Here is a 14,665-nt window from a genome sequence, read left to right on the forward strand (position 1 = left end):
GCTCCATGACGGAGGAGGACGGCAGACGCACGCGGTGGGAGAACCACAACGCCGAACGCCGGACGAAGATCCTCGATGCTGCCGTCGCGGTTCTCGAGCGCGAGCCGCTCGGTGCCGAGATCCACGTGCAGCAGATCGGACATGAAGCCGGCGTCGGCCGCACAGTTATATACCGCCACTTCACCGACAAGGCGGATCTGGACCGGTCGTTGCGGGCGCATGTGCTCGCGGGCCTGGGCGCCCGCCTGCAATCGCACATCTCCGCAACCGGATCAGTTTCCGATGCGACCCGCAACATCGTCCGCGCGTACGTGCAGTGGGCCGACGAACATCCGAAGCTGCACCTCGTCGCCGAGCGAGCGGCGATGAGCCGTAGTGGCGATCTGGCCGGCACCGTGGGAGAACTCACTGCGGGCGTGACCACCATGATCCGGATCGGTGCCGCTGCATTCGCCGTGTCGTTGACCGACGCCGAAGAAGCGTCGGTGGAACCCCTGGTACTCGGCCTGATCAGCTTTGTGCACGGGACGGTGCACGCGTGGCTACACCGCACACCACGCTCTCCTTCGGCGGACGAACTCGTCGACGTGATCAGCAAGTCGATCTGGTACCAGGTTGACGGGCACGCCCGGGCACACGGAATTTCGATCGATCCGGACCGTCCGATCGCTGCCGCTGCAAAGCTGATCACATGACCGGCAAAGTGCGGGTAATCGTGGCAGATGATCATCCCTTGTTCCGTGATGGCGTTGTTCGGGCGCTCGGCACAAGTCCACAGATAGAGGTGGTCGGCACTGCGGACAACGGACGCGAAGCGCTCGACCTGATCCGCGAACACGCCCCCGACGTCGCGCTTGTCGACTACAAAATGCCTGATATCGACGGCATCGGTGTCGCATCCGCGGTCAAGCGCGATGCGCTCAAGACGCGCGTCCTGCTGCTGTCGGCGCACGATGAGTCCGAGGTCGTCTACCAGGCTCTGCAGGACGGCGCCGCCGGCTTCCTTCCGAAGGAATCGAGCCGACTCGAGATCATCAATGCCGTGATCGACGTGTCGAAGGGCAAAGACGTTCTGCCGCCGGCTCTTGCGATGGGGCTCATCGGCGAGGTGCGCAAACGCCAAGAGCCTTCGGGGCCATCGCTGAGCGAGCGCGAGAAGGAAGTCCTCGGCTACATCGCCAAGGGCATGTCGATCCCGGCAATGGGCAAGCACATGTTCCTTGCACCGTCGACGGTGAAAACGCACGTCCAGCGTCTGTACGAAAAGCTTGGCGTCGCCGACCGCGGCGCCGCCGTGGCCGAGGCGATGCGCCGCAAGCTGCTGGACTGATCAGCTTTCGAGCGGTACCTCGACTCGCACTTCGGTGCCCGACGGCGACCTCGGATGGATCGACAGGCTGCCACCCGCGGCAACGAGGCGGAGCTCATGTGACGCCAGTCCGATGTGCCCGCCCTTGAGGCTTCGTTCGCGATCTGCCTCCGACATTCCGACGCCGTCGTCGGCAACCGTCAGTCGGGCAAACCCCTCAGTTTGGTCGAGCGTCACATACGCCGTGGTGGCGCCGGCATGCTTGACGACGTTGCTCAGCAGTTCCCGCGCGGTGCCATACAACAAGCCGTCTGCCTCCGTCGGTCCATCGGTCCACCCCGCGCTGTCGAGTTCGACCGCAATCCCCCGGGCCTGCGTTGTTCGCGCCAGCTCGGATAGCGCACGAGACAGACCCAGAGCCTGCAGAACAGCCGGATGAAGTTCCGAAACCGTCGTTCGAAGCAGTTTCGAACACTCGGTGAGCGCCTTGAAGATTCGCTCCACCGCATCGGGATCGGGCTCGTCGCGGAGATTGTTCGCGTCCATCCGCGCCGCGAGTACCAGTTGTAGGGCGCCATCGTGCAGCTGCTCGGAGAGTTGCTGACGTTCCCGTCCTTCGATACCCATCACCTCACCGAGCAACGCGGTTCGACTCGAGACGAGACCGCTGATGGTTTTCACCCGCGAGCTCTGGATTGCGCAGAAGCCGACCGCGGCAAGGCCCACTCCAGCGAGGGCCAGCGTGCTCAGCCAGATCGATGACCACGGCTCCGAATTCGAGTCCTGGGTGATCCAGCTCGCCAGGAAGAACGTCACGACGGTCGGGACGACGACGAATGCACCGATCCACGGCCGCAGTTGAGTACACGCGAGAACCGGGAGAACGAAGAGTGCGTTCGTAATGATGTCGGCGGCCCAACTCGCGTCTTCTCCCCAATCCCTCGCACTCGTACCGGTGATCAGGGTGAGCAACGCCATGACGCCCAGGTCGACGAACAACAGCAGGTCGACCCAGCCCGAGGTCCGTGAGCGGACCTTCACGGCCCACACAGCGAAGGCAGCCGCGAAAAGTGCATAGCCACCGACCAATGCCCAGCTGATATGGGCGAACGACTTGGGCGGATTGGTCAGCAAGGTCAGACCGAGAAAGGCGACAAGCACCACGCGAAGGGCGACCTGCAGGTCGGCGCCGCGCAGCCCGAACTCGATGCGCACGCGATTGAGATCAGCGCTGGCAGTGGTGTCCCTGGCAGTCGTGGCCGCAGTTCTCACGTTGGACCCTCTCTCACGGTACAGACCATCAGTAACTCACCGATTCCTCGCGAATCGGTTCAAAACGGTGGTGGCTCAAGGGATTCCCTCAGGTTTTGGACCTGGCGGTGTTGCATGTAGAGCCTCCTCAAAGACCGCAGTGTTTGCTGCTGGGCCGGGTCGTCCGCGAGGGCGATGTCGTTGAGCGTTGGACCCGGGACCTCGGGTCCGATATGGATTTCCCACCACGTCGGGTGATCCAGTTCGGCTTCCAAGTCGTCGGCATGAATCCAGCCGCCAGTGTCAGGTTCGACCAGTTCTTGATCGAGGTTGGGTGCGAGGTTCGCCGGATACGGTCCGGCTCTGGTGATCCGGGTCAACCCGTTCGGCGAGGTCCACATCACCCCCGATTTCACGCGTCGACAGCCCCACAGCTTCTTCGTCTTCAGCTGGTGATGGGCCTTGCACACGGGTTGAAGGTTGCTGACGATCGTCAACCCGCCCAGCGACGGGTTGTCGTGGTTGAACGGGTTGATGTGGTCCAACTCGCAGTCCCGGGACGGCACGCAGCAGCCGGGAAAGGTGCAGGTCGGGCACATCGCCCGCACCACGGCCGCGACGGTCGCGTCGGGCTTGTATTTCAGGGCACTGTTCGACCACCGGGACGGTGTCACCAGCGGCTTTGCCGGTACGGACGCGGGCTTACGCACGCGCCCGCAGTCCACGAGCGGCAGCGAATCCCCACTGCGGGGCTTGTCCGCGAGCGCGGCGAGTTCAGCGAAGATCGCCTGCCACGCCGCATCACCGGCAAGCTCGCGCACGAGTTCCACAGGGATCGGGGTCCCGTCATCCAACGTGGCCGCACCCGACTTGAGCGCCAACAACGTTTTGATGTCGATCAAAATCTGCAGCAGGAACTTGCGACGCGTCGGCTGCTCGACCCCGGCTTTGGGGCAGTCGACATCCTCGCACCGGCACACCAACACCGTTTCCCCATGCAACAGCGCCATCAGGCCGTCCGCGCGCCGGGCGTTGCGGGTGCGCGGGTCCTTGGGGCAGACGGTTTCGGCGATCTCGTTGATCAACCGATCCGCCTCATGACCCTCCAAATCCGTGATGCACGCCGACAACCAGGCAAGACCGTTGCCCTCCTGCCGCACATACACCGTCCGGGACACACGCTGATTCACCTCACGAGCGGCGGCCGCTTCCTCCGGGTTCACCTCGAACCACAACGCCCACAACCGGCGCCGCAACGGACCCGGCGTCAAACGTTGCGCCAGCGGAACGAGATGCGGCTCGACCCCGTCGATGGTCTCGGCGCACGCATCCCGGAACACGGACACGATCGTCGACACCGACGCGTAGTCAATCACCCCAGCCTCGAACGCCGCATGCACCAACGGCAGCCGATGCCACAACTGCGACCCCGTCTCCACCAGCAAGTCGGCGGCCCGCTTGGAGATCCCCAACGCGACCGCGACCTCGGTGATCGCCGAGAACTGCACCTCCACCGGATCGGGAGCAGACGCGATCTGCCAGTTCCAAAACTCATGCGCCGCCATTGCCTTCCGACACGCAGCCGCGTTCTCCGCCTGCGCGAGCTGGACGAGATCGTCGAGCGTCATGCAGTCGGTGTCAGGGGCGAGATCCGTATCGAACACATGTACGAACTTACACCGGGGGTGTGACAAGTACTGCCCTGACCAGCACGAATGTGCGAAATCTGCGGCTCGCAACGCATCGATTCCCCCGAACGGAGGACGCCCATCTCCCCTCCTCAACCACCCTGTCGGGCGATAACACCCAGCCTCGGTTCGCGGGATTCTCAATGCATCGAATTCCAGCGCAGAACCAAGGAGCACGACATGCGCTACACCCGCCCCACCCGAATCACGATCGCAAGCCTCGCAACCGTCGGCGCCGCCACTGCGACAATCGCCGCGGCCGGCACTGCGACCGCGCTGGTCCCCGACTACCCCGCGACAATCGAAATGACGATCACCAACAACACCGCCTACACGATGTTTCTCGACGGCGACTACAACGCCTTCGGCGACTGGATCGTGGCACCGCCGAAGCAGCTCGCGCCGGGCGCTACCGAGACAGTCAGCGCATCAACCTGGAACCGCGGCGGGTTCGACTTCGAGGTCACTTACGGCATGTCGGAGGACACATCCGCCACGTTCGTCGCCAACAACTACGGCGGCCGCACGGACACGGAGGGAACTCGCGTCGACGGTGCAAATCCCCTGCACTGGAACATCTTCTCGTCAGTGAACCAGGGCTCACCCAACATGATCGCGAGCTACACGATCCTGCCGCCGCTGCGCTGATCGCAAATTCCTCCAGCATGGTTATTGACCGTGTGCCAAATACGTGCAAACATATTTGGCACACGGTCAATAACGACGATGTTTACCCGGCTGGAGGCCTGTCGTGTCGGATTCCGATCTCACTGCTGAACTGAATGAACTGCGTGCGCTTGCACGCGAATTCTTCTCGAAGGAAGTCGCGCCACGTTGGGAAGAGTTCGCTGAAAACGGCGCACCGGACCGCAAGCTGTGGAACCGCGCCGGCGATCTCGGACTGCTGAACATTTCGATCCCGGCAGAGTACGGCGGCGGTGGCGGCACGTTCGCGCACGAGGCTGCACTCATGGATGAGCAGGCCAAAGCCGGTGACACTTCCATGAACATCAGCGTCCACAGCGGCATCGTTGCGCACTACATCCACGCATACGCGAGCGAAGAGCAGAAGCAGCGGTGGCTACCGAAGCTCGCCTCCGGCGAGTTCGTTGGCGCTATCGCGATGACCGAACCCGGCACCGGCTCGGACCTGCAGAACATCAAGACCAAGGCGATCAAGGAAGGTGACGAGTACGTCATCTCCGGCGCCAAGACCTTCATCACCAATGGCGCATTGTGCGACCTGCTCATCATCGCCGCCAAGACGGACCCGAGCCTCGGTGCCGCAGGTGTCAGCCTGATCGTCGCCGAGGTGTCCAACGAGACCCCTGGCTTCGAGCGAGGCCGCAAGCTCAAGAAGATCGGTCTGAAGGGGCAGGACACTTCCGAACTGTTCTTCGATGGCTTGCGCGTTCCGACCGCAAACCTTCTCGGACCCGAAGAGGGCAAGGGCTTCATCCAGCTCATGCAGCAACTGCCGCAAGAGCGTCTCATCGTCGGAATTCTCGCGGCCGCCGCGTGCGAGATGGCTGTCGAACAGACCATCGAGTACACCAAGAACCGGCAGATGTTCGGCAAGACGCTGTTCGCGATGCAGAACACGAAGTTCGAGCTTGCCGAGGTCGCGACGATTGCGCACGTCGTCCGCACGTTCGTCGACGACTCCGTAGCCAAGCACCTGCGCGGCGAACTCGACGTCAAGACCGCTGCGATGGTCAAGTACTGGACGTCCGACCAGCAGATGATCGTCGTCGACCGCTGCCTCCAGCTGCACGGCGGATACGGCTACATGGAGGAATACCCCATCGCACGCATGTTCGTCGACGGTCGAATCGGGCGCATCCTCGCCGGTTCCAACGAGGTCATGAAGGACCTCATCGCCCGCTTCCTCTGATCCGCAACGCGGATCAGAGGAGTTCCACCTCTCCTAACCAAGGAATCAGATGACTGAGGCTTTCATCTACGAGGCCATCCGGACCCCACGAGGGAAAGGCAAGGCCAACGGGGCGCTACACGGGATCAAGCCCGTCGCGCTTGTCACCGGATTGCTCGACGAGCTGTTCTCCCGGCACACCGGGCTCGATCCGGCGACGATCGACGACATCGTTCTCGGTGTCGTCACCCCAGTCGGCGACCAGGGCGCAGATATCGCCAAGACCGCTGCCCTGGTCGCCGGACTGCCGGACACCGTTGCGGGCGTCCAGCTCAACCGCTTCTGCGGTTCGGGCCTCGAGGCTGTCAACACCGCAGCTCAGAAGGTGCGTTCCGGCTGGGACCAGCTCGTGATCGCCGGTGGCGTCGAGTCGATGTCCCGCGTCCCGATGGGCTCGGACGGCGGCGCCTGGGCGATGGACCCGCAGACCAACTACGACATCTACTTCGTGCCGCAGGGAATCGGCGCCGACCTCATCGCGACGATTGAGGGATTCAGCCGCGAGGATGTCGACGCGTTCGCGGTCGCTTCGCAGGAGAAGGCCGCAGCCGCGTGGAGTGGTGGGTACTTCGCCAAGTCCGTTGTCCCGGTGCGGGACATCAACGGCCAGATCGTCCTCGACCACGACGAGCACATGCGCCCGGGCACGACCCTTGCAGACCTCGCCGGCCTCAAGCCGTCGTTCGCGATGATGGGCGAAATGGGCGGCTTCAACGCCGTCGCACTTCAGAAGTACCACTGGGTCGAGAAGATCAATCACGTTCACCACGGCGGTAACAGCTCCGGCATCGTCGACGGTTCGGCAATCGTGCTCGTCGGAAGCGAAGAGGCCGGCCGACAAGCCGGTCTGACCCCGCGCGCCCGGGTTGTCGCCAGCGCCGTCAGCGGCGCCGACTCGACCATCATGCTCACCGGCCCGATCCCGGCGACCGAGAAGGTGCTGCGGATCGCCGGCCTCACGGTCGACGACATCGACCTCTTCGAGCTCAACGAGGCGTTCGCTTCGGTGGTCATGAACTTCCAGAAGAAGCTGCACATCCCCGAGGAGAAGCTCAACGTCAACGGCGGTGCGATCGCCATGGGCCACCCGCTCGGTGCCACCGGCGCCATGATCACCGGAACCATGGTCGACGAACTCGAGCGCCGCAACGGCCGCTACGCCCTCATCACCCTCTGCATCGGTGGCGGCATGGGCATCGCCACGATCATCGAACGGATCTGAACATGACCAACATGATCAAGTGGGAAATCGGTGAAGACCGCGTCCTCGTTCTGACGATGGACGACCCCACCCATTCGGCCAACACGATGAACGAGCTGTTCGGTCCGTCGCTCGGCGCGACCGTCGAACGACTCGAGGCCGAGAAGGACTCCTTTGACGGCGTCATCATCACCTCCGCGAAGGAGACCTTCTTCGCCGGTGCTGACCTCAACATCCTTATGAACGCCAAGCCCGGCGACGAGAAGCAGATCGGCGACGCGCTCGACTTCCTCAAGGACTGCTTCCGCCGCATCGAGACGCTCGGCAAGCCGGTCGTCGCCGCCATCAACGGCACTGCACTCGGCGGCGGCTTCGAGGTCGCCCTCGCCGCGCACCACCGCGTCCTGCTCGACAAGAAGGGCACGGTCGTCGGCCTCCCCGAGGTCTCGCTCGGCCTCCTGCCGGGTGCCGGTGGCGCCACGCGCATCACTCGCATGATCGGCGTTGTGCCCGGCTTCATGAACGTCATCGGCCAGGGCACCAAGCACAGGCCCGCCGCCGCCAAGTCCATCGGCATCGTGGACGAAGTGGTCTCCACCCCCGAGGAAATGTTCGCCGCCGCGCGGGCTTTCATCGCCGCAAACCCAGATGCAACCCAGCCCTGGGATCGCAAGGGATTCCGGATTCCGGGAGGTACCCCCTCGGTTCCGTCCTTTGCCGCGAACTTGCCGGCGATCCCGGCAAACGTTCGCAAACAACTCAAGGGCGCGCCCATGCCGGCGCCGCTCAACGCCCTCGCCGCGATGGTCGAAGGCAGCCAGGTCGACTTCGCCACCGCCTCGAAGATCGAGACCCGCTACTGCGTCGACCTCGCACTCGGCAAGGTCTCGGGCAACATGATCAAGGCGTTCTTCTTCGACCTGAACGCGATCAGCAAGGGCTCGGCCCGGCCGGAGGGCATCGCATACCGCAAGCCCAAGAAGGTGCTCGTCATGGGCGCCGGAATGATGGGTGCGGGCATCACCTACGTGCAGGCGATGGCCGGCATGGAGGTCGTTCTCAAGGACGTGACGCTCGAGGCCGCCGAGCGCGGCAAGGGCTACTCGGCGAAGCTTCTCGACAAGGCCGTCGCCAAGGGCAAGATCACCGGGGCCAAGCGCGACGAGGTTCTCGCCCGCATCTTCCCGACGGCTGAGGCCGTCGATGCCAAGGGCTGCGACTTCGTGGTCGAGGCCGTCTTCGAGAGCCCCGAGCTCAAGAAGCAGGTCTTCGCCCAGATCGAAGACTACGTCGACGAGGATGCGCTCCTCGGTTCGAACACCTCGACGCTGCCGATCACCGATCTCGCGACCGGCGTGAAGCGCGAAGAGGACTTCATCGGTCTGCACTTCTTCTCCCCCGTCGACAAGATGCCGCTCGTGGAGATCGTCGTCGGTGAGAAGACCAGCGACGAGGCGATCGCCCGTGCGATCGACTACACACTCGCCATCAAGAAGACCCCGATCGTCGTCAACGACAGCCGCGGATTCTTCACCAGCCGCGTCATCGGTCAGTTCATGGACGAGGCCCTTTCGCTCGTCGCCGAGGGCGTGCACCCGGCGTCGGTCGAGCAGGCCTGCACGCAGGCCGGCTACCCGGTGGGCGCGCTCGCTCTCGCCGACGAGATCAACATGAAGCTGCAGCAGAAGATCCGGAACTCGCTGCGGGAGAACCTCCAGGCTGAGGGCAAGCGCTGGACGGAGTCGAACGCATATCCGCTGGTCGACGCCATGGTCGACGTCCACAAGCGTCCGGGTCGTCTCGACGGTCGCGGGTTCTACGAGTACAGCGAGGACGGCAAGAAGCTGGGTATCTGGCCGGGCCTGATCGCGCTGTACACCAAGGACGACCACGGCATTCCGTTCATCGACATGCAGGAGCGCATGCTGTTCGCTGAGGCGATCGACACTGTTCGCTGCTTCGACGAGGGCGTGCTCCGGTCGGTCGCGGAGGCGAACATCGGCTCGATCTTCGGTATCGGATTCCCAGCGTGGACCGGTGGTGTCATTCAGTACATCAACCAGTACGAAGGTGGTCTTGCCGGATTCGTGGCTCGCGCCGACGAGCTCCGGGCCAAGTACGGCGATCGCTTCGAGGTGTCGGAGTCGCTTCGTGCCAAGGCTCAGGCAGGCGAAACCCTGAACTGACGAAATCACCGACGGCGAGCATTGCGATGACTGTTCACTCCTCTCTCCCTGGAGCAGAGCAGGAACCGCGATGGCACCGGATGGGGCCGGATGCGCGGCGGACTGAGATCATGTCCGCCGCCATCCGGCTTTTTGGTGACCGGCCCTACGCCGACGTGTCGATCGCCGAGGTGGCGCACGAAGCGGGAGTGGCTCGCGCACTCGTCAATCACTACTGCGGCACCAAACGCGAGCTCTATCTGAGCGTGGTCCGACATATCGTGACGCCGCCCAATCCGGAGGACTTCACGCTCCTGCCCGGCGGCTCCGTCGTCGAGCGGATCGACCTTCTCGTCGACTGGCTTCTGTCGGCCATCGAGAGCTACGGCCGCACCTGGGTGACGGTTGTCGGTGCCGAGGGCATTGCCGCCGACGCCGAACTTGCACAGATTCTCGATGATGCCGACCGCACCGCGGCGGACTTGGTGCTCGACGCCGTCGAATTCAACGGCAGTACCGAGTCACGGCGCATTGCACACGTCGCTGTTCTCTGCTTTGGTGCGCTGGCCAAGGCGACCGCGCGAGAATGGATCATCAAGCAGACGCTCACCCGCGAGCACGCTCATCGCCTGCTGACGACGACTCTGGTCGCCATCCTTGACGACACCCCAGAACTCCCCTATCTCCCGGAGGCCCAGTCCAATGGCCACTGAACACGTCACCTTCTGCCGGATCTGCGAGCCGTTCTGTGGGCTCATTGCAACCGTCGAGAACGACAAGCTGAAGGGTTTACGTGCCGACCCGGACCATCCCCTGTCGCAAGGCTTCGCGTGTCCGAAGGGCATCGCCTATGCGGGCGTTCAGAACGACCCGGACCGTGTTCTCCACCCGCTGCGCCGACGTGCCGACGGTGAATTCGAGCAGGTGAGCTGGGACGTCGCGATGAAGGACATCATTCGTCGAACGAAGGCGATCCGGAAGGAACACGGCAACGAGTCCATCTCGCTGTACTTTGGAAACCCGTCGGCACTCAACTATTCGCACGCCATCTGGGTCGTCGGACTCGCCGACGCGCTCGGCATTCGCCACGTCTACAGCGCGGGCTCGCAGGACACCAACAGCCGCTTCGTCGCGAGCCACCTCCTCTACGGCATGCTGACGATTGTCCCGACACCCGACGTCGAGAACACCGAGTTGCTGGTCGTGTTGGGCGCCAACCCGCATATCTCGCACGGCAGCCTGTTCAGCGCTCCCCGCTTGAAAGAACGCATGCATGCGATCGTCGAGCGCGGTGGCCGAGTGCTCGTGATCGACCCTCGCCATACCGAGACCGCGCAGGACTTCGAATGGCTGCCCGTGGTGCCCGACTCGGACGCGTGGCTGCTTCTCTCGATCCTCAACGTTCTCTTCAGTGAAGGCCGTGCCGACCTCAAGCGCCTCGCCGCCACGTCGACCGGCTGGGAGAAGCTGCGCACTCTCGTCGCCGATTTCCGACCCGAGCAGACCGAATCCCACACCGGCGTGGCACCAGAGACCGTACGCACTCTGGCGCGCGAGCTCGCCTCGAAGAAGGCCGCCGTATACGGTCGTCTGGGCACGTGCCAGGGACAGCACGCCACGCTCGTCAACTTCCTGATGGACGCGGTCAACCTCGTCGCCGGCAATCTCGATGCTCGCGGCGGTGCGGTCTTCGGCAAATCGAGCATCGCGCCCCTCGAGGATCTGCTGGCGCGGACGGGAACCGCCACCGTCAACAGCTGGCGCAGCCGAATCGGCGGGCTGCCCGAGGTGCTGAAGACCGAACCTGCCGCGTTGATGACCGCGGAGATGACGGAGCCCGGCCCCGGCCAGATCAAGGCGATGTTCGTTTCGGCCGGTAATCCGGTGCTCTCGACACCGGGCGGTCCCGCGCTCGAGAAGGCACTCGACGGACTCGACCTCATGGTCGCCGTCGACCTCTACGTCAACGAGACCAACCGTCATGCCGACTACGTCCTGCCGAGCACCGCGATGTACGAGCGTGAGGACTTCGCGATCGCGAGCCAGACCTACTACATCAAGCCATTCCTGCAGGCGACCGCTGCGGTCGTGCCGCCCGCCGGTGAAGCACGCCCCGAATGGCAGATCTACGACGAAATCGCGCGCGGATTGGGCACGCGGCCGGTACCGCTGAAAGCCGGCCGATTCGGCGCCCGTCTCGCCGAGTTCGCCCGCGTGCCGTTGACTCCCACCCGACTCCTCGACAGCCTCATCCGCCTCGGACCCAAGGGCGATCTCTTCGGCCTGCGCCGCGGTGGCCTCACGCTGGAACGCCTCATCACGCGCTATCCCCACGGGATCGTCTTGGCCGATCGCCAACCCGTCGGTCGCCTTCGGAAGGTCGTCCGGCACCGCGATCGGAAGGTCCATCTCGATCATCCGGAGATCCGTGCGGACGTCGCGCGGTTGCAGGCACGCCAGGACGACCCCGACTACCCGCTGCATCTCATCGGACTTCGGGAGCTGCGATCGGAGAACTCGTGGATGCACAACGTGCCGTCGATGCGTGCCGCCCGCGCACCGCAAGCCGCACGCATGCACCCCGACAACGCCGCCGAACTGGGTCTGGTGCACAACGGGATGGTCCGGCTCGTGTCGAAGAGTGGTGCGATCGAACTCCCCGTGATGGTCACCGATGACATCAAGCCCGGTGTCGTCGCCGTGCCGCACGGTTGGGGCCACAAGGGCACCGGCACGTGGCGGCGCTCGAACGTCGAAGGCGGCGTGAACGTCAACGAGCTGATGTCAACCGACCCTCGGGATCTCGAGCAGCTCGCCGGGATGTCGCATCTGAACGGCGTTCGAATCCGAGCTGAGCGGGTCACCGCAACGGAAGGGTTCTGACCATGGCTTATGTCATCGCACCACCGTGCGTCGCGGACTACTCGTGCGTCGAGGTCTGCCCCGCGGATTGCATCGAACCGCGGCCCGACGACCCGTCGTTCGACACCGCTGAGCAGCTCTTCATCGACCCGTCGCGTTGCATCGACTGCGAGGCCTGCGTGAGCGCCTGCCCGGTCGGAGCCATCTACAGCGAGTCCCGGCTGCCGGAAAAATGGAGCGAGTACGTCACGATCAACGCGGACCACTTTGCGACGGTCCGATGAGTACGCCGTTGAGAGTCGCCATCGTCGGCGCCGGACCGGCCGGCCTGTATGCGGCCTCGCACCTGCTCGAAGGCCCCGGCGGTACGTATCTGAATGGCGAGCTCCAGTACCTTGTTCACCGGCACATCGAGGTCGATGTCTTCGACCGGCTGGTGACCCCGTGGGGGCTCGTTCGTCACGGCGTCGCGCCGGATCATCCGGAGAAGAAGCTGGTCCACACCGTTTTCGACGCCCTGCACCATCGTCCTGGGTTCCGGTACTACGGCAACGTCGAGATCGGGCGGGACATCCTGCCGTCCGAACTCAGCAGCTGGTACGACGCGGTGATCTACGCGATCGGCGCATCGGGAGACAACCGGCTGGGCATCGCCGGCGAGGACCTACCCGGGTCATGGTCGGCCCGCGAGTTCGTGGCGTGGTACAACGGCCACCCCGAATACCGGAACGCGGAGTTCCGGCTCGACCACGAGCGCGCGGTCATCATCGGAAACGGCAATGTCGCGCTTGATGTCGCCCGAATCCTCACCCTGCCGATCGCCGAACTCGAACGCACCGACATCGCACCGCACGCGCTCGCGGCACTGCGGAACAGCGCAGTTCGCGAGGTCGTCCTGCTGGGTCGGCGGGGCCCCGAGCACGCGGCATTCAACAACCCCGAGCTTGAAGAACTCGGCGACCTCCCCGGCGTCGACATCGTGGTCGACCAGGCGGACGTGCCCAACGCCTCGTCCCGGAAACTGGCCACGCTCCGCCGGTTCGCCGAACGACCGCTCCGCGGCCACGATCGTCGAATTGTGTTGCGGTTCTCCACTTCCCCCCTCGCGATCAGCGGCCGCGAACGCGTGGAAAGCGTCCAGGTCACCGGCGGCGAAGTGCTCGACACCGGTCTCGTCCTTCGATCGATCGGCTACTTCGGGCTGCCGATCGAGGGAATCCCGTTCGATGCCGGCCGCGGCGTCATCCCGAATGAGTTCGGGCGAGTCGCCGGGATGGACAAGACCTATGTCACCGGCTGGATCAAGCGTGGTCCCCGCGGCATCATCGGGACGAACAAGAAGTGCGCGCGCGACACTGTGCGAACACTTCTGGCCGATGCGACCGGACCGGCCACTGGCCTTCCTGCCACGGAGGTGGAACGCCTCGTCCGCGAACGCCGACCGGACTTCGTGAACGCCGCAGGATGGCTTCGTCTCGACGATCACGAACGTCGTCTGGGCCGAGCCGCCAACCAGCCACGACGGAAGGTGTGCGACCCGGCTGAGCAGCTCAGCCTGGCGATCGGTTGAGCGCTCCGCCGATACCATGACTGCAGCGGGAAGCCGGAACGAAGGGAGGCGCTGATGACCGAGGTCGAACAAGAACCGCGTTGGCGCCGCCTGGGACCGGATGCCCGCCGAAACGAAATCATGGCCGCCGCCATACGACTGTTCGGCGAACGTCCGTACGGCGACGTCTCGATCGCCGAGATCGCGAACGAGGCAGGCGTCGCCCGCGCGCTCGTGAATCACTACTGCGGCACCAAACGCGAGCTGTACCTGAAGGTCGTGCGCCTGATGGTCACGCCGCCCCGTGCCGAGGAGTTCGCGATCCCGGCCCGCGGTTCGCTGGACGAGCGCGTCGACCTGGCGGTCGAGTGGCTGTTGACCGTCATCGAGGGCTACGGCGTGACGTGGGTCCGGATCACGGGCGCTGAGGGCGTCGGCGCCGACCCCGAAGTCCAGAAGGTCATCGACGACGCCGACCACCGCACTGCCGATCTCGTTCTCGATGCTGTCGGATACACGGGTACCGCCGCGCAGAGACAGCAAGCGCACATTGCCGTCGTGTGCTTCGGGTCGCTGGTCAAGGCCGTTGCTCGGGAGTGGATCGAGCGCAAATCGATCTCCCGAGAACAGGCCTACGCGATGCTGTCGACGACGCTCCGCGCGCTGCTACACAATCGCGGCGAGTAGCAGGGTCCCGCGCACCTACG

The 14,665-nt window shown here is 64.4% G+C and carries 13 protein-coding genes; 11 read left to right on the plus strand and 2 right to left on the minus strand.

All coding sequences use genetic code 11. The features are described from left to right. Positions 1–5 precede the first annotated feature (5 nt). Both F600_RS29390 and F600_RS0122435 read left to right on the plus strand, forming a co-directional pair. A complete protein-coding gene (locus F600_RS29390; protein ID WP_018162904.1) occupies positions 6–695 on the plus strand; it encodes a TetR/AcrR family transcriptional regulator in 690 nt (229 codons plus the stop codon). Beyond that, positions 692–1,330: a response regulator transcription factor gene (locus F600_RS0122435; protein ID WP_026306853.1), complete on the plus strand. Its 639-nt coding sequence runs from the start codon at positions 692–694 to the stop codon at positions 1,328–1,330. Before F600_RS29390 ends, F600_RS0122435 begins: the two co-directional genes overlap by 4 nt. Here F600_RS0122435 and F600_RS0122440 read toward each other — a convergent pair whose 3' ends face one another. Beyond that, the gene (locus F600_RS0122440) at positions 1,331–2,581 is read right to left on the minus strand and encodes a sensor histidine kinase (RefSeq protein ID WP_051090897.1); all 1,251 of its coding nucleotides are present in this window, start codon (positions 2,579–2,581) and stop codon (positions 1,331–1,333) included. A gap of 59 nt (positions 2,582–2,640) precedes the next feature. Continuing rightward, entirely contained in the window at positions 2,641–4,224 is a 1,584-nt protein-coding gene (locus F600_RS29395; RefSeq protein WP_018162907.1) for an HNH endonuclease signature motif containing protein, read from the minus strand. A 204-nt stretch (positions 4,225–4,428) separates the two neighbouring features. Here F600_RS29395 and F600_RS0122450 point away from each other — a divergent pair, with 204 nt between their 5' ends. The 9 genes from F600_RS0122450 (at position 4,429) to F600_RS0122490 (ending at position 14,645) form a co-directional block, all read left to right on the plus strand. Further along, positions 4,429–4,896, plus strand: a complete 468-nt coding sequence (locus tag F600_RS0122450; protein WP_018162908.1) for a hypothetical protein — start codon at positions 4,429–4,431, stop codon at positions 4,894–4,896. A 103-nt stretch (positions 4,897–4,999) separates the two neighbouring features. Beyond that, on the plus strand, positions 5,000–6,142 hold the full coding sequence (locus F600_RS0122455; protein ID WP_018162909.1) for an acyl-CoA dehydrogenase family protein: 1,143 nt from the start codon (positions 5,000–5,002) through the stop codon (positions 6,140–6,142). Positions 6,143–6,191: 49 nt separating this feature from the next. Next, positions 6,192–7,403 (plus strand): acetyl-CoA C-acetyltransferase, encoded by a 1,212-nt coding sequence (locus F600_RS0122460; RefSeq protein ID WP_018162910.1) that lies wholly within the window; start codon positions 6,192–6,194, stop codon positions 7,401–7,403. 2 nt (positions 7,404–7,405) lie between these two features. After that, a complete protein-coding gene (locus F600_RS0122465; protein ID WP_018162911.1) occupies positions 7,406–9,568 on the plus strand; it encodes a 3-hydroxyacyl-CoA dehydrogenase NAD-binding domain-containing protein in 2,163 nt (720 codons plus the stop codon). 110 nt (positions 9,569–9,678) lie between these two features. Continuing rightward, a complete protein-coding gene (locus F600_RS29400; RefSeq protein ID WP_245541608.1) occupies positions 9,679–10,260 on the plus strand; it encodes a TetR/AcrR family transcriptional regulator in 582 nt (193 codons plus the stop codon). After that, positions 10,250–12,430, plus strand: a complete 2,181-nt coding sequence (locus F600_RS0122475; protein WP_018162913.1) for a molybdopterin-dependent oxidoreductase — start codon at positions 10,250–10,252, stop codon at positions 12,428–12,430. Before F600_RS29400 ends, F600_RS0122475 begins: the two co-directional genes overlap by 11 nt. A gap of 2 nt (positions 12,431–12,432) precedes the next feature. Continuing rightward, on the plus strand, positions 12,433–12,693 hold the full coding sequence (locus F600_RS32640; RefSeq protein ID WP_018162914.1) for a 4Fe-4S dicluster domain-containing protein: 261 nt from the start codon (positions 12,433–12,435) through the stop codon (positions 12,691–12,693). Further along, positions 12,690–13,979 carry an FAD-dependent oxidoreductase gene (locus F600_RS0122485; protein WP_018162915.1) on the plus strand — a complete coding sequence of 430 codons (1,290 nt, stop codon included), beginning with the start codon at positions 12,690–12,692 and terminating at the stop codon, positions 13,977–13,979. Before F600_RS32640 ends, F600_RS0122485 begins: the two co-directional genes overlap by 4 nt. Positions 13,980–14,033: 54 nt before the next feature. After that, the gene (locus F600_RS0122490; protein ID WP_018162916.1) at positions 14,034–14,645 is read left to right on the plus strand and encodes a TetR/AcrR family transcriptional regulator; all 612 of its coding nucleotides are present in this window, start codon (positions 14,034–14,036) and stop codon (positions 14,643–14,645) included. Positions 14,646–14,665 lie beyond the last annotated feature (20 nt).

It is taken from the genome of Smaragdicoccus niigatensis DSM 44881 = NBRC 103563 (assembly GCF_000380645.1).
Lineage (GTDB): Bacteria > Actinomycetota > Actinomycetes > Mycobacteriales > Mycobacteriaceae > Smaragdicoccus > Smaragdicoccus niigatensis.